This is a genomic window from Rhizorhabdus sp. P4_G5 (assembly GCF_056401065.1).
In genome coordinates, this window is record NZ_JBFUKB010000008.1 from 46602 (window position 1) to 67905 (window position 21304).

At 61.8% G+C, this 21304-nt stretch carries 16 protein-coding genes; 9 read left to right on the top strand and 7 right to left on the bottom strand.

Annotation, left to right across the window (positions count from 1 at the left end; translation table 11 throughout):
• Positions 1-780: 780 nt before the first annotated feature.
• The 3 genes from AC1DQK_RS14890 to rlxS form a co-directional block, all read right to left on the bottom strand.
• On the bottom strand, positions 781-972 hold the full coding sequence (locus AC1DQK_RS14890; protein WP_477871864.1) for a helix-turn-helix domain-containing protein: 192 nt from the start codon (positions 970-972) through the stop codon (positions 781-783).
• Positions 969-1391, bottom strand: a complete 423-nt coding sequence (locus AC1DQK_RS14895) for a CopG family transcriptional regulator (RefSeq protein WP_477871866.1) — start codon at positions 1389-1391, stop codon at positions 969-971. The genes AC1DQK_RS14890 and AC1DQK_RS14895 overlap by 4 nt, the downstream gene beginning before the upstream one ends.
• A 73-nt stretch (positions 1392-1464) precedes the next feature.
• On the bottom strand, positions 1465-3474 hold the full coding sequence (gene rlxS, locus AC1DQK_RS14900; RefSeq protein WP_477871868.1) for a relaxase/mobilization nuclease RlxS: 2010 nt from the start codon (positions 3472-3474) through the stop codon (positions 1465-1467).
• 133 nt (positions 3475-3607) lie between these two features.
• Between rlxS and AC1DQK_RS14905 the strand changes: the two genes are divergently transcribed.
• Positions 3608-4081 carry a hypothetical protein gene (locus AC1DQK_RS14905; protein ID WP_477871870.1) on the top strand — a complete coding sequence of 158 codons (474 nt, stop codon included), beginning with the start codon at positions 3608-3610 and terminating at the stop codon, positions 4079-4081.
• Between the two features lie 154 nt (positions 4082-4235).
• Complete coding sequence (locus AC1DQK_RS14910; protein WP_477871872.1) at positions 4236-5300, top strand: IS110 family RNA-guided transposase; 1065 nt, start codon at positions 4236-4238, stop codon at positions 5298-5300.
• Between the two features lie 259 nt (positions 5301-5559).
• Here the strand turns inward: AC1DQK_RS14910 and AC1DQK_RS14915 are convergent, their stop codons facing one another.
• The 4 genes from AC1DQK_RS14915 to AC1DQK_RS14930 form a co-directional block, all read right to left on the bottom strand.
• Entirely contained in the window at positions 5560-6471 is a 912-nt protein-coding gene (locus tag AC1DQK_RS14915) for a HEPN domain-containing protein (RefSeq protein ID WP_477871874.1), read from the bottom strand.
• Between the two features lie 72 nt (positions 6472-6543).
• On the bottom strand, positions 6544-6885 hold the full coding sequence (locus tag AC1DQK_RS14920) for an RNA polymerase sigma factor (protein ID WP_477871876.1): 342 nt from the start codon (positions 6883-6885) through the stop codon (positions 6544-6546).
• A gap of 57 nt (positions 6886-6942) precedes the next feature.
• Positions 6943-8703 (bottom strand): ParB/RepB/Spo0J family partition protein, encoded by a 1761-nt coding sequence (locus AC1DQK_RS14925; protein WP_477871878.1) that lies wholly within the window; start codon positions 8701-8703, stop codon positions 6943-6945.
• A gap of 1327 nt (positions 8704-10030) precedes the next feature.
• Complete coding sequence (locus AC1DQK_RS14930; protein ID WP_477871880.1) at positions 10031-10678, bottom strand: alpha/beta hydrolase; 648 nt, start codon at positions 10676-10678, stop codon at positions 10031-10033.
• 370 nt (positions 10679-11048) lie between these two features.
• Between AC1DQK_RS14930 and AC1DQK_RS14935 the strand changes: the two genes are divergently transcribed.
• The 7 genes from AC1DQK_RS14935 (at position 11049) to thyX (ending at position 21294) form a co-directional block, all read left to right on the top strand.
• Complete coding sequence (locus AC1DQK_RS14935) at positions 11049-14540, top strand: DEAD/DEAH box helicase (RefSeq protein ID WP_477871882.1); 3492 nt, start codon at positions 11049-11051, stop codon at positions 14538-14540.
• Positions 14537-14845 (top strand): hypothetical protein, encoded by a 309-nt coding sequence (locus AC1DQK_RS14940; protein WP_477871884.1) that lies wholly within the window; start codon positions 14537-14539, stop codon positions 14843-14845. The genes AC1DQK_RS14935 and AC1DQK_RS14940 overlap by 4 nt, the downstream gene beginning before the upstream one ends.
• A 223-nt stretch (positions 14846-15068) precedes the next feature.
• Positions 15069-16259, top strand: coding sequence for a DNA cytosine methyltransferase (locus tag AC1DQK_RS14945; protein WP_477871886.1), 1191 nt, complete (start codon positions 15069-15071; stop codon positions 16257-16259).
• Positions 16256-17230: a phosphoribosyltransferase-like protein gene (locus AC1DQK_RS14950; protein ID WP_477871888.1), complete on the top strand. Its 975-nt coding sequence runs from the start codon at positions 16256-16258 to the stop codon at positions 17228-17230. Before AC1DQK_RS14945 ends, AC1DQK_RS14950 begins: the two co-directional genes overlap by 4 nt.
• The gene (locus AC1DQK_RS14955) at positions 17227-19245 is read left to right on the top strand and encodes an ORC-CDC6 family AAA ATPase (RefSeq protein WP_477871890.1); all 2019 of its coding nucleotides are present in this window, start codon (positions 17227-17229) and stop codon (positions 19243-19245) included. Before AC1DQK_RS14950 ends, AC1DQK_RS14955 begins: the two co-directional genes overlap by 4 nt.
• Positions 19246-19398: 153 nt before the next feature.
• Positions 19399-20265 (top strand): hypothetical protein, encoded by an 867-nt coding sequence (locus tag AC1DQK_RS14960; RefSeq protein WP_477871892.1) that lies wholly within the window; start codon positions 19399-19401, stop codon positions 20263-20265.
• Positions 20266-20361: 96 nt separating this feature from the next.
• Positions 20362-21294, top strand: coding sequence for an FAD-dependent thymidylate synthase (gene thyX / locus AC1DQK_RS14965; RefSeq protein WP_477871894.1), 933 nt, complete (start codon positions 20362-20364; stop codon positions 21292-21294).
• Positions 21295-21304: the final 10 nt, after the last annotated feature.

Consider the following 21304-nt stretch of genomic DNA (forward strand, 5'->3'; position numbering starts at 1 on the left):
GCTCTCCGACCATGCGTGTCTCCCCTTGTCCTTGACATGTAGGACCTCGAAGGCTGGAATAACTCCCATTTCACACGCGGTACACTCGCGCTGTGAACGCTCATTCTCATGACTGGATATAGCACCCGTTGCCTGTTCGGTTGCCGCATGGTTTCACCCTGCGCGGGGCGGGTCGGCGGGAAAAACTTAAAAAACGAACACACAACCCCATGCACCCGGAAAACTGCGAATCATTCGCATCTAGCAAGGCAATCGCAGTCCCGGTTTGCCGACGCCTCCCCCTCGCTTCCCCCTCTGGAAAACGGCGGGCAAGCGCCTCGGAACGATGCGCCATCCTATCGCGATCAAGGAAATGGTGCGCTTACAGGACTCGACAGCGGTGACTTTCCTATTTGAAATTAATGACCTTTTTTCGGCCACGGGGCCACGTGGCCCCAACGGGCCCCCCAAAAAATTCAGGCCTCGAACCTGCGCCGGTTGCCCGCTGCCAACTCTTTGAAGTCATTGGCTGTTTTTCGGCCCGATTCGGCTTCCAGCCCAGCCGATGCGGTCGGCATTTTCAAAGGCGGACTCATATAGCTCGATCTATGTCGTTGTTATTCAAAGTGATAAAGGTTGTGAAAAATGTATGCGCGGCATTGTGGCCCCCAAAATCGATGTGCTGGTATGCCACGCCGTCACGCCCAGACCGCTAGCTGATCGGGCGTGCCGTCTGGGCATTAAAAGTTGTTCGGCATGCCACGGATCATACATTTGGCGCAGCGAAATGGTATGTCCGTGTTATTGCCGGTGTTGGGCCTTTTCTAGAAACCTCTGAAGCCCAGCAACCGGCACAAGGGTAATTGCCCCGACCTTGACGATCTCGATCTCACCGTCTGCAATCAGCTCGTAGAGTTTCGATCGCCCGATGCCGGTCATGCGGCAGGCCTCCTTGATCCGAACCGTCAGCGGCTGGAGCTGGACATGGGTCACTGCTGCCCATCCTTCGCTTTGGTCGCGGCTAACAGCCGCGGCACGCCGCGATTGTTCGCGAGCCGGCGCGCGACCTGATCGATGAACTGCTGGTAGCGCTGCCGACCAAGCTGCCCGGTCTCCTGATCGAAAGGCGGCTGGTGCGCGGTCAGCGTGAGCTGATGCGCAACAAACAGATCGAGCATTTCGGCTATGGCGCCCAGCATGGCTTCGCTGCGCTGCGCGATCCGCTGCTGCCGGTCGAGCCGTGGCCCGAAGCGCTCGTCGATCTCGTTGCCGGCCTTGCGCTCCATCCAGGCGCGCAGGGCATCGGTCAGGATCGCGGTTTTCGACGTGCCGGGCTTTGACGCAAGGTCGTCCAATGCCCGTGACAAATCGTCGGGCAGATAGAATTGGTGGCGGATCTTGGCTGTCTGCATCGGACCACAATAGCTGCCGCTACCATCGTTGATGATGGTGCTGATGGGCGCTGTTGGGCTCCGCGTGGGGCGATCAGGAGACACCCAGCCCCCGGCTGCGGCCGATCGTCCAGCTGATCCCACCGGTCTCGCGCATGATGCCCGATACCTGCTTGCCGATCGCCTTCTCAAGCACCGGTCGCCAGGGCACGAGCGTGAAGTCACGGGCTTTCTCGATCAAGGCGTATTTCCCGTCGCCAATCTGGATCTGTCGGCGATAGATGCCCTCGACCGGCTGGCCGTGTTTTGCCTCGGCGAAGGGTATGCCCAGCTCCTCGCTCAACTGACCCGCCACCCGGCGCAGGTCTCGCTGCCGGAGCGTCGCCAGGAGATTGGCGCGCACGCGGATATTCTCGCCCTCGCCGTCGGCCAGTTGCTGCTCGACCAGCCATTGCCGCCGAAGGTCGAGCGCCTTGCGCACCTCCGCACCAAAACCCCGCCCCGTCGGTGTCGGGTTCGGAGCGGTAATCTCCCGATCGAGCCAAGTCACGCCATCATGCCGCGCAAGCTGGTCGACCGGCGTGGTAGACAGCGTCTCGATCGTGACCGGTTGGTCACGTAGCTTGCCGCGCTCCCAGGCTTCAACCCGCGCCAGGTGATCGGGCGCGATGGTCCAGCTTCCGTCGGGCCGGCGCTCGACGCCATCCGTGCCCCGGCGGAAGGCTTCGAGCCGGCGCACATGCGTCTCGGCAAAGGCTTCGGTCGCGGAAGAGTCATGTTCGAGATGCAGATCGACGCTGTAGCTGCCGCCATGCGCGGCGGCGATCTCGGCGACGGTACGATCGACCGGCCGCACGGTCACGGCGGCAGGCGCAATCCTGACGATGGCCCGTGTACTGGTGGCCGGGGCATCAATCCCGATATCGACATAATTGCTGAGACCATCGGCGCCATCGACGATCAGATAATGGCGGTCGGCAAACTCGTCGGCCAGGCCCCGCGCGACCACTTTGCCGATAATCGGGGCGGCTTCACCTCCGGCCGGATCATAGATGGTGTAATCGGCCGGTGATCGCTCGGGCGCGCGCTGCGTCATGGCGCGCTGCATCGTGCGGATGATGTCGCCACGCTCGCCCATTCGGCGCAGCGTTTGTTCAAGAGCGGCATCGAGCCGCCAGCTTCCGCGCCCCTCCTCGCTCGCCAGCCCCATCCGCCCGAGCGTCTGGAGCCGCCCGGCGCGCAGCGATTGCTCCACGCCCTCGGGATGGGCGGGACGGACCAGCCCGTCCTCGCCGACCGCCTGCAACAGACGCCGGTCGATCCCGGTGAAGCGCTCCTGCTCAACCTCGCGCAAATTGGTGCGCAGGATTTCTTGGTAGCTTCGCGGCCCCAGGTCGAGGTCGACCAGTTCGGCGGCACGAGTACGCAAACCCTGGGTCATATATTCGCGGGCGATGATCAGATCCTTGCCGCGATCATCCTTGCCGCGCACGATGACATGGGCATGGGGATGCCCCGTGTTGAAGTGATCGACTGCCACCCAGTCGAGCTTCGTTCCCAGGTCCTGCTCCGCCTGGGCCATCCAGCGGCGGACCAGTGGTTTCAGATCCTCATATTCGGCGCCATCCTCGGGGGCGACGATGAAGCGGAACTGGTGGCGATCGCCCTGCCCGCGTTCGAGGAAGGCTTTACCGTCGACGGTCTCGTCGCCCCGGCCATAGAGCTGGCCGCGCTCGCCATCGCGCGTGGTGCCGTCGCGCTGGAGATAGCGCAGGTGAGCGACCGCCGCGGCCTGGCCCTTGCCGGCGAGCTTGACGATGCGGGCTTTGACCACGACGCGCCGGCCAGTCCAGCCACCGCGCGAGGCGAGTATGCGCCCCACCCCAGAACCGCGCCCGATCCGTACGCCGGTAAAGCTACTCGCCTTCCTCTTCACCGTGCCGCCCGCGCGGTTGACCGCGCCGCGCATGCGGTGTGCGAACGGACGGTCACTTCCCAAACGGCCAAGCCAGAGTTCGAACGGATCGTCGGGCATCACAGGAACCTCACCAGGCAGGATCGCCGCGATGAGGTGATGACCGCGCTGCCGTTCAAGGTGCTCCATAGCTGGCACCGTCGCAGCGCCCGGCTCTGCGCGATTCCCGGCCGGCATGGCACTGGGGTGGAGGCAATTGCCGGTTCAGCCCCAGCTTATGCCTCCTCCTTAAACGACGTGCAGACGCCAGTTTCTGGGTCTCATGGAGGCACAGCTTTCAATCTTGCCATCCCACCCTCACCCCATTCTTGCACTATGTTCGCTATTTGTTCTGTTCTTCCTGCCCTGCCGAATCATGAAGAGGACCATGTCAGTGGGCGTTCAAATCGAAGCGATCGATGGTCACTCGTTGAGACTGACCGGTGATGTCGAGACGCTGCTCGACCTACCCGCGCGGGCGAAAACCGAAGAATTTTCGCTGGCGATTTCCGACGGCAGTCTGATCCGCGGCTACTATGATGCCGGCAGCAATGGCTGCCGATTTTCCATCGCCGTCGAGGGGGCCGCGATCATCAAAATCGCACGCGAAGATAGTGGCGATCGGCTCGAAATTGACTGGCGGATCGACTGGATTACGCTCGCCTGCGGCAGCGATACGCTGTGCCCGATCGATGCCGTTGACGCGCAGGATACAGGAGGACTCGTGCTCGACGTCGACGCGCAGGTGGCAGCCTAACGTGTCATCTGCTTATCGGCACAGCGCATCCCCAACATCTTGCATCTGGCGCGCGCAGAAGGAATCTATCCGACTGTGGGCGGACTTCGCCATGCATGTCAGGGCGTAGACCCTGTTTAGATTTTGAAGCCGCCCCATTCTGCGGAGAGTGGTCATGGCAACAGACAGCGGAGTTTGGGCAGGGCTCGACACCTCGACCCGAACGTTTCGCGTTTGCCTCATCGATCGGCAAGGCGAACTGATCAAGGAAGAGACGGTCCCCGCTTCGATCGATGATCTGGAGGAAGCCCTTGGCGGCTATGGCCCGCACATCGTCTCGATGTGTGCTGAGACGGGCACAACGTCGATGGACATAACCCGAAAGCTGAGAAATCGCGGATACAACGTGACAATATACAACCCTCGGCATGTCCACAATTTCATCCGCGTAAGATTGAATAAGACCGACGATAATGATGCCAGGGGATTGGCCGAAATCGCGCGAATTGGCGGAGAGTATTTACACCACTCCTACCTGAAATCGGTCGATCACATGTGCATCAGGAATCAAATCGTGGTGCGTGATTTGTTGATCAAGCATCGCAAGGGAATTGAGCGTGTGATGTTCAGCATCATGCACATGCATGGCGTGCGGGCAGCGGGTCGGATTTTCTCTGAAACCTCATTGCAGCGTGAAGTTCAGGGTTTGATTGAAACGATCAGCCTCGATTACGGAGACAACATCCGTAAGCAAATCCTGCCACTTCTCGAGCTTGCAATCGCGCTGCGGCGCATGGTGCGCCAGCTGAATTCGGAGCTCAGGCGCATCGCGCTAAGCGACCCGGTTTGTCGACGATTCCTGGAAATTCCTGGTGTTGGCGTCCTGAGCGCTCTCTCGTTTACCACCGCGATTGGCGAGCCACACCGCTTCCAACACGTGACCGATGTCGGCGCATTTCTGGGCCTGACACCACGTACTTGGCAGACCGGTAAGTACCGCCGTCGATTCGGCATTTCCAAGGCCGGAAGCCCCTTAACACGCAAGCATTTGTTCAGCGCCGCCAAAGCGATGCTCAATTCCCGTAAAGACGTCCCTTTAAAACAGTGGGCACTCAAACTTGCGAAACGGAGCAATCGCCGAAAGGCCATTGTGGCCCTATCCAGAAAACTGGCGATTTTGATGTTGGTAATGTGGAAAAATGGCACTTCCTATGAGCAACGCCCGGTGGTGACCATATGAGGCAGCGCGGGCAGCCGAAGACTCCGAAATTCGTCGAAAGGCTGACAACCTTGCATTAATTCGTGGAGCTCGGTGCTCATCGGAGAGCGAGCCATTTCTTGGCTCGCTCTCCGTCAAATTTAGCAAGCCGGGTGCTGAGAACGTGCAAGAGAACACGCGCCGACACCTTTAGCGATGATCGCCTGGACATTCGCACCGGCCACCCGGCAATGGACTCGTATCTCACACTATCCGCGCGCAACGCGCGGAAAGAAACGACCTAAGCCGCTTTGGCGAGGGTCTCGATTCGCATCTCGCAGGCTTCGCGCACCAGGGCCTGCAGCAGCGTCACCCGGGCCGCGATCCAAGCGAGTTGCTCGACGTTGATGCGATAGGACCGCGAATAGCGCGCCTTCACATAGGCGTCGCGCAGAAGCGCGTAATAGCGCTTCTCGAAGCGGGTTTCGCGTGGCCAAACAGCTTTGAGCGAGGGTTCCAGTTCCTCCGCCAAGTCACGTAGCCGGTTCAGATTGTGGGTCTTGGGACTGTACAGCGTCCGGACCAGAAATAGGCAGTGATAGAAGCGTTCGGTGGCCTGATGAAAGTCAAAGGCCGCTTCCTTTAAATAGCCTTTCGCGAGGTCTTCATTGGCTATTTCCAAACGGCGGCGCGCGCTCTCGAACCACTCATCAAAATAATCCTGCGTCTCTTGCAAGGCCTGCGCGGGAGACAGTGGCTGTGGGTCGGCGAAGGGATGGCCCGGCTCCTCGAACAGCACGATGCCGTCGCGCACGATGTCCATGAAGAAATAGCGGCCGAGCCTGAGCTTCTCGTTCACATCGTCGAGGCTGTGATAGATCAGGCTGACGGGCGTGCGCAGCACGGTGCCCGCCGACAAGTCGGCGAGAAGCTGGCTTTCGGTCTTCTCCCAGAATTCGGCGAGGTCAGTCAGATCGTCATGATTGACGACGACCAGCAGGTCATAGTCCGAGAAATAGCGCCCGACCGGATCTTCGATCCAGTCGCCGCGCGCATAGGAACCGAACAAAATGACCTTGAGCAGCTTGCCGTTGCGGAAGCGCGGCTGGGTACGCTGCGCGGTCGCGCGTGCGAACCAGGTGCGCACGATCTCGACCACGTGCGCCAGTTCGCGCTGCTTGCCGTCAGGCAGATGATCGAGGCCGGTCTTCATCGGAACAGTCCTAACTCGGCATGACACATTCGCCAACCGTGCCGCGCGCAGACGGCAAGATTGGCGGTGAAATCATCGCCTTTGTCGCCATTTCTGCCACCAATGCCGATGCGGTGGGGCTTCGCCATGCCGTAGATGGTAATTAAGCTTGCGCAGGGCGCGGACCATCTGGCACTCGACAGCTTTGACGGAAAGGCCGGTTACTTTCGCGATCTGATCATAGGACATGGCATCCAGCCGCACCGCCAGAAATATCTCGCGGCGGAGCTTGGGCATCGACAGCAACGCCGCTTCAAGTCGTACCAATAGTTCGGGATCGGGTGCCCCGCTTGGGATCGGATCGACCGGTTCGATCGATCGCTCCAGCGCGCGCCGGGCGCGCTGCGTCATGTCAGGTTCGGGGGTGTCGGTCATGGGATATCTCCCATACAACAAGAGACCGGCGCCCCGCAGACCGCCGGTCAATGAAGGTCACGCAGCCTGCGCCATGGGCGCGACATCGCTCCCGGCTGTGCCCGCCGGGGTCGTTGCCTCGGTCGTGCTGGCCGTCCGGTTGACGCTCGCGACGCCACCACGTTCGGTGTAGCTGGTCGCCGGGAACCGTAGCCAGCGCGGCACCCAGCCCTCAACCTTGGTGCGGCCATTGGTGCCGTCGAGGCAGTCGCGGATGATCTGGCGTTTGACCTTGCCGGTTTCCTTGATGTTGGCGTCGGCAATCTCCTTGCCCGCCACCTCGGCCAGCATCGCGTCGATAACCTCGCGGTCGCGAATGCCGTCGAGCAAGGCAGCATCGGCCTGCCAAACCTCTGCCATGTCGATGCCAAGCTGGATCCCCAGCGCATCGACAAGATCACTGCGGGCATCGAGCGTTTCGCCCATCACAACCGCCAATATGTCCATGACCGTCGCATCGTCGAGGGTGGACAGCTTGGCGAGCAGGCCGGTCAGCGTGCCGCCGCCCCGCGCGATGGTCGGGCTATCGGGATCATAGTCCAGCACCGCCAGGAGCTTGCGCCGCTGGGCATCGAACCGCGCCTCGGACAGGCTGTTCTCGACGCTCTCGACAATGGCATCGGACCCACGCTGCGTTTCGATCCTGACCGTCCAGAGGGATGATCCCGCAATCATATGCGCGACCGCGACGCGCAGGCAGATGCCGGGCATGGTGATCATCCGCGCCCTGACGGCGGCATGACGGTGCAGGTCGATGTAGCCCTGTTGGCTGCTGCTGATCTCGGGCCGCTTGGGAGTGTCGATGGGTTCGCCCCCTTCGGCCCTGCTCAGGACATGCTTCGCGAGCTTGCGCGCCTCCCTGACGGTCACATAGCCCTCATGGAAGGCAACGTCACCGCGCGCACTGACGACGACATAAACCTTGCCGCCCTTGCGCTTCGGGCAACGCTCATGCTCCCAGCTGTGGAACGGCTCACCCTCCGGCAGCAGGACGACATCGCTCCACCCCGCCTCGCGATAGGTCTCGACGCGGGCCTCGATCGCTTCATTCTGCGCGGTCCAGAAGGCCGCGACATCGGCGAAATAGCGATCCTCGCCGAACAGGTCGGAGACGATACCGCCGCTGTAGCCATCGACATCGAACAATGCGGCACTGACCGGGATCGACACACCGCCGAACACCCACGCCTTCAGGGAATGGCCAGTCGGACAATAGTTGTTCGGATCGTCAAGCAACGCCAGCCATTGCTGCTGCTGCGCCTTGGTCGCGAGGGTCAGGTGCCGCACGGTGGCCGCATCGATCTCACCGCGCCGGTAGTGGTTGCGAATGCGCGGGAGCAGGTTGCCCAGCGCGAGCGTCCGTTTCACCTGCAACTCGGTGAGGCCAAAGGTAGTCGCGATATGCTCGGGGGTTCGCCCTTCGCGCACCAATCGCGTGAAGCATTCCCAGCGGGTCGCTTCATCGGGATCGAGCCGAGCGATATTCTCGATCAGCGAGGCTTCGAGGGCCGCCGCGTCGTCGCCTGCTTCGATCACCGCGCAGGGCAATGCTTCTGCTTCGCCGGTTTCCTGCGCCACCGCCAGCGCGGCCTGATAGCGCCGCTTGCCCGCGACAATCTCATAGGTGTCCGGTGTGCCGTTATGTCGCACGATGAGCGGGACCAGCACGCCGCGTGCGCGCACCGAGGGCAGGATGTTGGAAAGGTCGGCCTTGCCCTTGCCGCGTATGTTGGCAACCGAAACGGCGAGGTTGGCGATGTCGATATGCCTGAGTTCCATGGTCTTCACTCCTTCAAACCGCCGCAACCGGCGCCGGAATGGCGGGTGGGCGGCAGGAGCGAACCGGCAGGCCCGCCGACAGAGCCGGGGTGCATCCGCAGGACCGGAACGCAGTGGAGGACTCGGCGAAGCCGAGTTGCGGCCCGGCGCGGCGGGCCTAAAGGGCAGCGACGCCCACCCGCCAGATCGACGCCGCCAGGCCAACGCCGCCCCGCCGTGAAACGCCAACGGCGTGAAACGCCAACGATCTTTTCGAATTTCGGTCTGACTGTGATCGCCGACTTAACGGACATCCGGCCCGATCAACGGTGTGACTAGAAGCTGCCGTTTGAGAGGGCGGCCCTTCCCAGAGATCCGCCCACAGCGTTGATTGTTAATTAGGTGGATCAGGGATATCCCTTTACCCATGAACACGATTGGGAATTTATTGGCTTCGCTGGATGCGCGCCCTCTGACGGCAAGCTGGCCGTTGTACGAATGCGATTCCCATTTTGATCTAGGATTCCACTTTCCGTGGAATGATAGCGATGCGTTCTGCCCTTCTGCGAGCCATCACGCATTGGCTCACCAAGGAATAGGCGTGTGGGATTGCGACCTCGCAGACAATACACTGACGTGGTCGGACGGGGTCTACGAACAATTCGGTCTGCCTCGGGGGTAGTGCCGCTTCTCGGGAGACTGCCGTGTCACTGTATGAGGAAGGCTCGCGTGCCGCGATGGAGCGACTAAGGGCGTATGCCATTCAACATCGACGGGGCTTCACCCTCGACGTTGAGATACGCCCAGCGGATGGAGGAACCCGGCGGCTGCGACTTATCGCTGCGCCGATTTGCGTCAAGTCTCGGCCGGTAAGGCTGCGGGGTGTCAAAATCGATATCACATCATAGATCGGCGACTTCACTTTCCATTGCCCGGCCACGCCGACAAGCGGCCGCTCCCCGTCTCCGATTAGCATATCGAGAACTGCCATACGTTCAGGCACTCGCCGATGACAGCAACTGGGCCGCTAGCGGACTGGCAGGTCTCGAGAAGAACTTCGGGATAGCTGCCGTTCACGCGCGCCGATCTGATTGGTCTGCTTGCGCCTTAATAGCGGACGATCGTCGGGCCTTTCCGGTTTCCGAAAGCGGACAGTCGGCTTTCAGTCGCGGCCGAGGCAGCTTGGCGTCAGCATTGGGTGGAAGGTGGACGCTAGAAGCCAGCCTTCAAAAGGGTCTTTCGAAGACGCTGATCATCCTAAGGGAGAGCAGAAGCCCGTCGGTGCGGGGGGATTGCAAATCTTCCGGGCGGCAGCCGACGGCGATCGCCGGCCTGGCCACTGGTCGATCTAGCCGAGCGCGCGACGGATGAATTCCGTCGCGGCGTTGAGGCCGTCCTGGCCGACGCTGTGCCCGACCCCTTGCGAAACCTGGGTCTCGACCGCGACCCCGGTAGCGGTCAGCGCGGTCTCGGCGAGCTCCATCGAATGGAATGGCACGACGTCGTCCGCAGTGCCGTGGATCAGGAGCACTGGCGGGCGGCTGCGGATCTCGGGCTCCAGCCTGTCTGGCGCGACGAGCATCCCCGAGATTCCGACGATGCCGGCGACAGCTCGCGGCCGCCGCAGGCCGACATGGAGCGACATCATCGTGCCCTGGCTGAAGCCGACCAGGACGAGGCGATCGTCGGTGAGCCCGACCCTTTCGAGTTCGCTGGTGATGAACGCATCGAAGGCAGGGGTTACCGCCGCAGCGCCGGCGGCGCGCTCGGCCATCGAGAAGGTCTCGATCGGCCACCACTGATAGGCGGCCGCCATATGCGGCATCTGCGATGGGGCATGGGGCGCCACGAACGCCGCGTCCGGTAGGGCGGGCTGGATCATCTCGGCCAGCGCGATGAGGTCGTCGCCGTTGGAACCATAGCCGTGGACCAGGATGACGAGCGCGATCGGCTTCGAGCCGGACAGCGGAGGCAGGCGGGGGCCATCGAGCGGCACGATATTCCTTTCAGACGGGGCGGGATGATCAGGGCTCTCCTACACGCTAGCTCAGCATAATGTCGGAACGCAAAACGCGATGCTCCGGCTAGAAATCTGCCGCGCCTGCAAGAACATGGCTTGCTCGGATGGTCATTACAGAATTGAGTGCCGAAACGACCTGGACCTCGGCTAGCCGAGCACAAGGCCGCAGACGCCACAATTTAGGTGAGAGAGTCGCATGGGGAACAAGCCGAAGATGAAAGCTACGCAGGCGATCGGCCACGTGTCGTCTATCGCGGCGCTGCGATCGTCAGCCATCGGGGGATCCGTCTCTTTCGGTATAGAGGATGCTGGGCTTCCCGCGATTGACGCTCTCCAAGCAAATTGGATGGCTCAGCTGGATGGCTTCGCCTTCTGGCGCGCCGCAAGCGATGGGACCTATCGTCCCGACAGAGGCCTCTGGCTCCCTCAGCGGCGGGCGGTCGCCTTCGCGCATGCCTATTTGGCGGCCTGGGACACCGGCGCTGCCGCGGAGCAGGCCGCTCTCGTCAAAATGCCGACCGGAACAGGTAAATCCGCGGTGATCGCAACTTTGGCCTGTGCCTCACCACGGGTGAAGAAGGTCCTCATTCTGACGCCCCGCGAAGGGTTGGTCAGCCAGATGCGCCTCGATCTGTCCTTCCGATTTTGGGGCAAGGCCTTTGGGGCGGTCTACGACGGGGAGGCTTTGCGCGAAGGCGTTGATCAGACAGAAATCGAGCGCGTCGGGAAGGCGGTAGCGGGTGGCAAGATCGCTCCAGCGCGCGCCCTCGAGGCGGCGCAATATGGCAAAATCATCAACGACGCAGAGGCCGGCAAGGATCGGCAGATCCTGGTAGGCACATTCAACGCCTTGCATCGCGTGTTGGGTCTCGAGCCGCCACCGCACCGCGACTTCCACGGCCGCAACGCGCCCGAACCGGCGGCAAGCCTGAGCGGATTGCCGGGAGGCCCCGATGCCCTGCGAGATCTTCTGGCCGAGGTCGACCTCGTAATCGTCGACGAAGGCCATTACGAGCCTGCCTATGCATGGTCGCAGGCCGTTCGCGCCCTTGGTTGCCCGACGATCATCTTCTCTGCGACGCCCTATCGGAATGACTATAAATATTTCAAGATCGACGGAAGTTTCGTCTTCAACCTGCCGTGGGACGAGGCTGTCGGCCAGCGCCTGATCCGCGACGTTCGCGTGGAGCCCCCGTTGGCTGTCACGGGTGCCGCACCGGCAAACCCGACGCGCGAAGCGTTGTTCGTCCACCAGTTTCGTAAGACGTTCGCGGCAATACCCGAAGGCAAGAAGGTGATCGTGCATGCCGCGACCTTCAAGTCGCTCGCCGCCCTTCAACGTGCCTTTTACGAGATGCTGGGGCAACCGGCGGCACTCATCCACGATGTCGCGACCAAAGGCGGCAACGCCAAGCTCGGCCTCGATGGCCTCGCCGAAACCGCCGTCGAACAACTCAAATCGCTGCGCTTCGAGAAGGTCCGGGTCGCGGTCAAGGACCAGCAGGCCAAGACCACCCGGATCTGGCTCCACCAATATAAGCTGCTCGAGGGCATCGACGATCCCAGCGTCGTCGAGATCTGGCTCCTCGATCCCTTCGGTTCCGCCCGGCAGCTCGTCCAGCAGATCGGTCGCGCCACCCGCTTGCCCGACCTGCACGACGCGACAGGCCAGTACGCTATCGTCCGCGGCAGCACCGGGAGGATCGATCGATATGTCGGTGCGCCGACCGTGCACGAGCAGATCGGCGAGCGCTGGCAGAATTACCTCGCTTATGAGCGATATGCGGCAAGCGAGGTCGACATGGCCTTCCGGGCCGAAACCCAGTTGCTGGCAAGCGTCAAGCGTGCCGCCCCGGCAGTCCAATATATAGCGCGGGAGTTTCGGGGCGGGCATCTGCTCGACGAGACCCCGACAATGGCCGCCTTCATCCTGCCGCGCCGTGCGAGCGTGCATGTTCTCGAGGGCATGCCGAAGAGCGTGAAGACGGAGACGCTGGACGGGCTGGCCGCGGCGTTTCGCGAAGCGATGCTGCTCGAGGAGCGCTTCGATATTTCGGAGGTCTCACCACCCGCCGGCCTCGAGGTCGACTATGCCGATGTGCGGATGATCCGGTACCTGCTGTGGGGCAATTCGCGCTATCTCGCACACCACCACATCCCCGAATGGCGGCTCGGCGTGGCCGTCATCGCGCGGGCTGGCCCCCATATCTTCCTCCTCGATACCGAGGGCGTGCCGATCGACAAGTCCCGCCTCAAACTGCTGGCGCCTCCGACCGAGGATTTACGCCGGCTCTTCCCTGACACCAAGAGCGACGCCGCGCTCCGCACGCGGATCGTCGAGACCGCGGCCGCAGGCCTGGATCTGGGCGAGCGCGGCCTCCGGTCGCTGCGCGTTCGGCGGCATGCGATGGAAACCGGCTATTTCGATCTGGCCGAAGCCAGCCAGGTACCGACGTCGATCAGCGGGATCGCACCGCATGACGGCGGCACCGCGCGCCGGCGACTGTCGCTGGGGACGTCGAGCGTGGCTGACAGCAGTTATGCCTATCTGGCCGTAGACAAATGGCTCGCATGGGTGCGCGTGATCTCGGCGGCGATGACCGCAGACGCGACGAAGCCGCACCAATATTTCAGCCGTTTCGCGCGCGAGGTGCCGCCGCCGTCATCCGGAGACGGCAAGGCCAAATCGATCCTGCTCGATCTGTGGGGGGTCGTCGATGAGGTCGCCAGCGAAGAGGCTGATGCTAAGGGCTGGGACGAGAACAAGCTCAAGGCCCTGCTTGATCACGACACCTGCTGCGAGGTCAAGGACGTCGTCGACGATGAAGGCAATGTGATCGGCCAGGCGTTCGAGTTCGGACCATATCGGCTTGCGATCGAATATGTTTACCGCGGTACCACGCCACCGCGGGGCCGATACAAGATCGAGGGTGAGAAGCTCGATCAAGCTGTGACCGGGGGCGAGACCGCCAAGGATGCCGGCGTCGAGCTGCACGAGGATGATCGTGAGTTCGGTCGCAAGCTGCCAACCTCGTTGATCCGGATCATCAACCAGCAGCAGTCGTTTCGTGTCATTCCGGCAAGCGGTGACTGCGTCTACTCGACAGGTCATTTCTACAAGCCCGAGCTCAACCAGTCGATGCTCGAGATTCTGGAAGGGTCGGCGCATACCAAGACTGTCCTCAGCGAGAAGGGGGACACGCGCGTCAAGGATGCGGCGAAATGGAACACGCAGACGTTGTTCGGACTGGTTTTTGGGTGGCTCGACGGAAGCCTTCCCAAACCGGCCGAGCAGTTCGGCATCGATCTGATCGCTTCGCAGGTGATCATCTGCGACGACAGCACTGTCGAGACCGCTGACTTCTATGCGGTCGACCCAGTCGCCCGGCGCGTGATGCTCATCCACGCCAAAGCGTCAGAAACCCGCAATCCCGAAGCTGCGGCAGGCAAATTGCAGGACGTCACCCGCCAGGCCCAGGCGAGCCTTGCCTTCGCGGGTTCTGCGGGGGTGGGCCTCGCGAAGCCGTCAGGCTGGGATGATGACTGGTCCGTCAAGTTAAAGGATGCCCCGAGCAAGCCTGTTGTGAAACAATCCCGTCTCCTCAAAGGATCGCTGACGATCGACGAAGCCCATAAGACGCTGGCAGCCGCGCTGGCGGACCCGTCCTATCGCAAGGAGGTGATCATGATGACCAGCGGCCTTCTCAGCGCCGATGCGGCGAAGAAGGCCTTTACCCGGCGGAGCACTCAGGATCTCCAATTCCTCTATTTCCTGGCCGGCGCCCGGACCGCCTTCGATCGCGCCGGGGTGCGATATCGCATCATCTGCAACCCTTGACGGGCACCTATCCCAAGCTCGCATCGGCGAAAATCCTGTTCGGCGACCGCAAGCGCCTCGCGATTGATGATCTGCCTCATTCGCTGTTCGAGGAATGTGATGAGATCGAAACCATGCGAAATCGCCTGATCCATGACGGTCTACTCGACGACATGCCCAACGCCTTTGAGGTCTGGACAGCGGGTGCCGTGACTGAGTGCTTTCTTCTCCTGCCCGACAGGACCGGCCGGCGCCTTGATCGCTATAAGGGACGGAGCCTGTTCTATGGCCGCGAGACAAGATCAATCTGCGCCTGCCGACACTGATCTCGACGTTCAATGCGCGGATGGTCGTCACCTTGAAGGACATCCACCGCTCTTTGATTCAGCGCGGCGCGGTTCGTGACGAATAGCGACAACTCGGTTTCGGACGCTATTGTCCGTTCGACGCTGTGCGTCGCTCTTTTCGTATCGCGCGGGTCTGATATAGCAATGCCGCAAAGGGGGGCCGGGTCTGCGGCGCCGATGGACGGTGGGCCCGGAGTGATGCATGCGCGGTAAACAGCCAACCGTAGCCAGCTTGTTCGCCGGATGCGGCGGATTTGATCTGGGTTTCAAGTCGGAAGGCTTCCGCCCCGTCGCGGCCTTCGACATCGACCCGATCGCCGTCGGCACGTTCAACGCAAATATCGTCGATGTCGCGAGGGTGTGCGACCTCTCGGATACCACGCCGCAAATATCGGCGGACGTCCTTCTCGCCGGATCGCCCTGCCAAGGATTTTCGACCGCTGGCAAGCGCGCGCTGGAGGATCCGCGCAACAATCTCCTGGTTCGCGCGGGCGAAATTGCCCTGACCGTCCGGCCAAAGGTCTTTGTGCTGGAAAATGTGCCGGCGGCGATTTCTGGCCGCCATGGCAGCCGTTGGGAGCAGGTCGAGGCGATGCTCCGCGCGGGCGGATATATGGTTGAGCGGATCGTCGCCGAGGGGCCGGCGAGCGGCGTTCCTCAATTGCGCAAGCGCTTATTCCTGCTGGCCTGGCGGGGCGATATTCCCGTGCGGTGCGATCTACCGCCGCGGGCGAGCCCTCCGCTCCTAGAGACGATTGGCGGGATTGGCGACGCCTCGGGCCATGATCCGCTACCGTTCAGGCGTGGCTCGCGGGAAGCGCATATCGCGGCGAGGATCGGACCGGGTCAGAAACTGTGCAATGTCCGCATCAGTCCAGCGGCCGTCCACACCTGGGATATTCCGGAGGTCTTTGGCGCCATAACCCCAAGCGAAAGAAGCGTGCTTGAGGCGATCGTGCGCCTGCGGCGCCGCGACCGGCGACGCGATTTCGGTGATGCCGACCCGGTTGAGATCGAGCGCATCTGTTCGCATCTCGGAAGCTGTTGCCATGCCGAGGTGGAGCGCCTCATCTCGCTCAATTATCTCCGGTGGGTAGGCCACTATATCGATCTGAAACATACCTATAATGGTAAATTCCGACGTCTGTCGCTCGATGGCCCATCGCCAACCGTCGATACCCATTTCGGCGATCCGGCGCTCTTCCTGCATCCACGCGAGCATCGCGGGCTGACGCCCCGCGAGGCGGCGCGGATACAAGGATTTCATGACGGGTTCGACTTTGGTGACGTCAAGGCGCGCGCCTTCCGCCTGATCGGCAACGCTGTCCCTCCCCCCATGGCAGGGCGACTCGCGCATTTTGTGCGCAACGCGCTCCTGCCGGTGGCAGCATGAGCGACCGGCTCCGCACGCTTCTCGCCCGCTGGGGGCTCCATGATTGGGCCGAGGGCGAAGAAGCCCTGCTCGACCTGGAGTCCGTGTTATACTTGGGACGCCGGGTGTGGGACGATTATGAACCCGCGCAGTTCGACCGCTTCGAAAATCGGCTGGATCGCTGGCTGCACAACGTCGATGACGAGCATGACCGGCTCACCCTTTTTCGACTGCTCGAAAGACTGTTCTTCGTTGGCCGGCCCGAATTTGAATCGCTGTGTCGCGCGGCCTTTCATGGCCCCGTTACGCGCTGGCTTGTCGACCAGTGCGATATCGACATCGCCGATGCGGCGGCGGGCGATCAGATCGGGACGGCCGTCGAACGGACATGGTTCTGTCCCGCGACCGACAGCATGCGGATCAACGCCTTTTTGAAGGTCAACGGGCTCACGGGAAAATCTCACCGGCCCGAATGGCGGTCGTTGTGCAAATTCGGCGATGTCGACAAAATAAAGAGCTATCTTAAAGTCGAAGATGTGCAACGCCTCGTGCTGCTCGAGGATTTTGTCGGAAGCGGCACTCAAATGGGGAGCGTGTTGCGCTTCGTCGCCAACAATTTTCCCGACATTCCGGTCCTCGCCTGCCCCCTTGTGGTCTGCCCTAAGGGCGACGCGGTCTGCGACAAGATCATGACCGACCATGCCATGATCAGCTATGAACCGGCGCTCAGGATCGCCGCCGACACGCTCATCGCCGCCGATCCCGTAGCCGACGAGGCGCCGTTATATGGTAAGGTGCGCGACCTGACGCTGCGCGTGAAGGCCCGTCTCAGCCCGACCGAACCGGATGCCGCCTCGCAACGCCACCATGGTTATAAAGGAACCGGCGCGGTCGTCGCGCTCTATTCCAACTGCCCGAACAACTCGCTGCCGATCCTCTGGGATGCTACCGATGGCTGGAAACCACTTTTCCCGCGGCTGAAGCGCGCATGACGATGCAGATCAATCCCTTTTTCGAGGTCTATGTCGGCGACCGCCTGACTAGCAGCGAGTTCGTCGGAATTTTCAGTCCCTTTCTCGTGGAACATGCGCAGGCGCTATTCCTGCCCGGCAACGTCGTCGTGAAGGGCATACAGGGGAGCGGCAAGAGCATGCTCCTGACCTTGCTCAAGGCAGAAGTCCGTCGCGAATATGGGCGGGCAATGGCACCTTTTCCTGTCCAGGGCGCAACCGGCGACTTCATCGGCGCCGGCATCAACCTCGCGCACGATAACGCTATGGATTTCGGATATCGGCGGCTCACCGACGATCCGGAAGAGAATGCGCTGCTCTTCGCGGATTTCGTCAATCACCATATCCTGCTCGACCTGTTCGAAGCGCTTCGCAAGCTCTCTGAGCCGGGCCGCGAGATCAAACATTACCCGGTCGTATCACTCAATCCCGAGCGGACGCACGATTTCGCGCAGCGCGTCCAGGCACATCCGGTGTTTCAGGGATTTCTGGCCGGCTGCGCGACGATCGCGGAGATCGAGGCGCGGATGCGGCACCGGATCAACGCCTATGTGCGCTATCTGCACCGGAACGATCGCCAACTCGACGATGACGTCCGCGCGACGAAGACCGACATGGGCACACCGATTTCGACCATCGTCGCCGAACTCAAACGGGCCGGCATCATCGCCGAAAAGCTGCCCGTCTTCATCCATATTGACCAATATGAGGAACTCGCCAACATCGCGTCACCCGACGAGCGGACGCCCGATTATCGCGCGGTAATAAATCGGGCCTTGGCCCGCCGCGACCCCGCCATCTCCTACCGGATCGGCACGCGCGGCCACGCCTGGCGCGACCATGGCCGTATCCTTGGAACGACCGCGCGGCTCGAGGAGGAACGGGACTATAAGTTCGTTGACCTCGATCTGCTGCTAAAGCGCCCGGAAAATCCCAAGACCTATATTTTCCCGAACTTCGTCGCCGATGTCTTCGCACGGCGGTTGCGGCATGTCGGATTGGCGTCGGACGACGCGAAAGGCGACAAGCTTCTGGGTATTATCTTCGGTAACGGCATCGCGCCCCAGGAAAAGGCGCGCCGCTATGGCGGGCGGAACCCGGGACGCGCCGTCAAGGTCGATCCGGACTGGCCCGAACCATTTTCGGCGGCGCTCAGGGAAATAGTCAATGGCGAGCCTCTCGACGCGCGGCTGCTGGAGGCCAGGGCGCTGCAGCGGATCGACCGGACGGCACCCCGGGCAACCCGATTGCTGCCCGCCGAACTGACGATGGCCATCCGCGACGATGTCGAACGCGAATGGTGGCGCAAGGAACGGGTCGAACTGGCCCTCGTCCAGATTGCTGGGCGCTGCCAGGAGCGGCCGATCTGGTCGGGCAAATCCGAGGTCATTGAGCTGAGCGGCGGCAATATCCTGACGTTCCTCAACATCTGTCAGAATATCTGGGACACGAACAACCAATTGGGCCGCCGCAGCCGCGACACGGGGCTGGCGCGGATCGAGGACGACCTGCAGGCCATCGGGATACTGAAAGCCAGCGAATATTGGCTGCGCAAGATCCTGCGCGAGACCGGGCGCAGCGGCGACCGTAGCCGTTTCGTCCAGCTGCTGGGAACCTTTCTCGCAAGGCGGCTTCATGCCGACCGGCAAATGAGCAATCCTGGTCACAACGGCTTTTCGGTTCCGGACGACGAACTCGCCGCTCCCGACTTCGCCTTTGTCCAGGACCTGCTGTGGGAGATGGTAGATTATGGAAGCTTGGTGGCATCGAGCCACACCACCAAGGAGAAGGACCGACTAGCGCGGACGAAATTCTATTTGAATCCGGTGCTGTGCCCGCATTTCCGCATCCACTATAAGCGGCTGAAGGAGCCGATCTACGTCCATGCCGCCGAGGTGGCCGGCTGGATGGCCGAGGCGAAACTGCCGGTGCCCGAAGGCATTCGACAAAGCCGGCCGAATGGCGATCCCGCCCCGCTGCCGCTGTTCGAGGCCTGAACAATGCAGCCCTTTCGGCCCTGGGGACAAATCGACTGGCTGCTCGGCCGTCTCGAAGGTAAAGCTTGGTCGATGGTCGGCTGCTGCGGGACGGAGAAGCGCAGCATCAGCCTGGCCAGACATTTGGGACGGGCCGCGCTCGACCAAGTCCGCATGGTCGAAATCCACGACCCGCAGCCGCTCGATCGAGCTGCGGTAGAAGAGCGTCTGGCCGAGAACCGGGCGGCGCTCGCCGCCGCAGGTTATGCTGCGGAAGAGATCAAACCGGCACCGCTCGTCGCCGACCTGGACATGATCACGGGCATCGTCGCCGGACTCGTCGAGGCGGGGAGTACAAGCCTGCTCATCGACCTGACGTCCCTACCGAAACATTGGTTTTTCCCACTCATCCGTGCGGCGCTTGCCGAAGCAGCGATAGAGGACGTGATCGCCTGCTACACGGCGGGGGTTGGATATGCGGCGACCTTGTCGGAAAATATCTCCCCGCTTCGAGTCCTGCCGAGCTTCGCTGGAGATGCCGCGCGCGACCGCCACGGATCGCTGATCATCGGTATCGGCTTCGAGCCAACCGGCCTCGATGCCTTGCTCGCGGAGCAGGCGTCGGATGCGATCCGGCTGATCTTCCCCTTCCCGCCGGGTCCGCCCGGGCATCATCGAAATTGGATGTTCGTGAAGCATATCGAGGAGCTCACCTCGAAAAATCAGATCGATCCCCCGGACCGGGTCCACATCCACATGTATGATTGCTCCCAGATCTTCGACGCGTTGTGCGAGATGACCGATGGCGGGACGATCAGTTCGGCGATCGCCCCTTATGGTCCGAAAACGGTGTCGCTTGCCATGTGCCTGTTCGCGTTGGCGGTCGAAGCAGCGGAAAAGCCGGCGGTTCCAGTCTATTATGCCCAGCCCTTGCGCTATGCCCTCGACTATACGGCGGACGCGGCGATGCGTGGCGACTCACCCGACGCCGTCGGCTATTGCCTACGGCTTGCCGGTCGAGATCTCTACCGCGTTGCATGACGCCAGTTGTTTCCTATATGTTCCAATTTCCAAGAGTCGCATCTCGCCGATCCCATAATGGAGATTAGCAGCTGCGCAGCGTGTGAAGGATCTAGAATGACTAGCGGAACGCCCGAAGCCGAGATTATGGCGGCGCGCGCGCATATGAGCGAAACTCGGCGTCCCACGGTTGCCGCGCTTGAGGCAATCCTCCAGACCGAGCATCCGGTCCTCGATCACGGCTTCGTCAGGGTCATCGATTATATGGGCGACGATGCTGCGATCGTGCAGGCCGCGAGAGTGTCCTATGGACGCGGCACCAAAAAGGTGAGCGAGGATCGGGCGCTGATCCGCTATCTAATGCGTCACTGGCATTCGACCCCCTTCGAAATGTGCGAGATTAAGCTGCATGTGAAGTTGCCGATCTTTGTCGCGCGGCAATGGGTCCGACATCGCACCGCCAACATCAACGAATATTCGGCGCGCTACTCGATCCTCGATCGGGAATTCTACACTCCCTCCCCAGACCAACTCGCGTCGCAGACGACGACCAACCGCCAGGGTCGAGGCGCCGTGCTTGACGAGGAACAGGCAGCGCATGTGCTCCATCTGCTGCGGGACGATGCCCAGCGGTCCTACGCCACCTATCGCTGGCTGCTCAATGAGCCCGACGATCCGGACCATGATGCCAACCGGACGGGGCTGACGCGCGAACTCGGCCGGATCGGGCTCAGCCTATCAACCTATACGCAATGGTATTGGAAGACCGATCTTCACAATCTCTTTGGATTTTTGCGGTTGCGCGCGGATCCGCATGCCCAGTTTGAAATTCGCGCGTATGCCGAGCTCATAAGGGACATAGTCCGGCAGTGGGTGCCGGCCAGCTATGAAGCGTTCGACGACTATCGAATGAACGCGGTCTCGCTGTCAGCCGCTGAGGCGGATGTTGTGCGTCAGGCTCTAGCGGGCACCGCCTTGACGCGCCCGGCCAATATTTCGGCGCGGGAATGGTCGGAGTTCGTGACGCGATTTGACATAACTGCAACCTAATAGCGGTCAT

Excerpts from the sequence above, each read along its gene's own strand:
- AC1DQK_RS14895 (WP_477871866.1), bottom strand. The coding sequence starts at position 1,391 with ATGCAGACAGCCAAGATCCGCCACCAATTCTATCTGCCCGACGATTTG.
- rlxS (WP_477871868.1), bottom strand. The coding sequence starts at position 3,474 with ATGGAGCACCTTGAACGGCAGCGCGGTCATCACCTCATCGCGGCGATC.
- AC1DQK_RS14905 (WP_477871870.1), top strand. The coding sequence starts at position 3,608 with ATGGAGGCACAGCTTTCAATCTTGCCATCCCACCCTCACCCCATTCTT.
- AC1DQK_RS14910 (WP_477871872.1), top strand. The coding sequence starts at position 4,236 with ATGGCAACAGACAGCGGAGTTTGGGCAGGGCTCGACACCTCGACCCGA.
- AC1DQK_RS14915 (WP_477871874.1), bottom strand. The coding sequence starts at position 6,471 with ATGAAGACCGGCCTCGATCATCTGCCTGACGGCAAGCAGCGCGAACTG.
- AC1DQK_RS14920 (WP_477871876.1), bottom strand. The coding sequence starts at position 6,885 with ATGACCGACACCCCCGAACCTGACATGACGCAGCGCGCCCGGCGCGCG.
- AC1DQK_RS14925 (WP_477871878.1), bottom strand. The coding sequence starts at position 8,703 with ATGGAACTCAGGCATATCGACATCGCCAACCTCGCCGTTTCGGTTGCC.
- AC1DQK_RS14935 (WP_477871882.1), top strand. The coding sequence starts at position 11,049 with ATGGCTCAGCTGGATGGCTTCGCCTTCTGGCGCGCCGCAAGCGATGGG.
- AC1DQK_RS14945 (WP_477871886.1), top strand. The coding sequence starts at position 15,069 with ATGCGCGGTAAACAGCCAACCGTAGCCAGCTTGTTCGCCGGATGCGGC.
- AC1DQK_RS14950 (WP_477871888.1), top strand. The coding sequence starts at position 16,256 with ATGAGCGACCGGCTCCGCACGCTTCTCGCCCGCTGGGGGCTCCATGAT.
- AC1DQK_RS14955 (WP_477871890.1), top strand. The coding sequence starts at position 17,227 with ATGACGATGCAGATCAATCCCTTTTTCGAGGTCTATGTCGGCGACCGC.
- AC1DQK_RS14960 (WP_477871892.1), top strand. The coding sequence starts at position 19,399 with ATGGTCGAAATCCACGACCCGCAGCCGCTCGATCGAGCTGCGGTAGAA.
- thyX (WP_477871894.1), top strand. The coding sequence starts at position 20,362 with ATGACTAGCGGAACGCCCGAAGCCGAGATTATGGCGGCGCGCGCGCAT.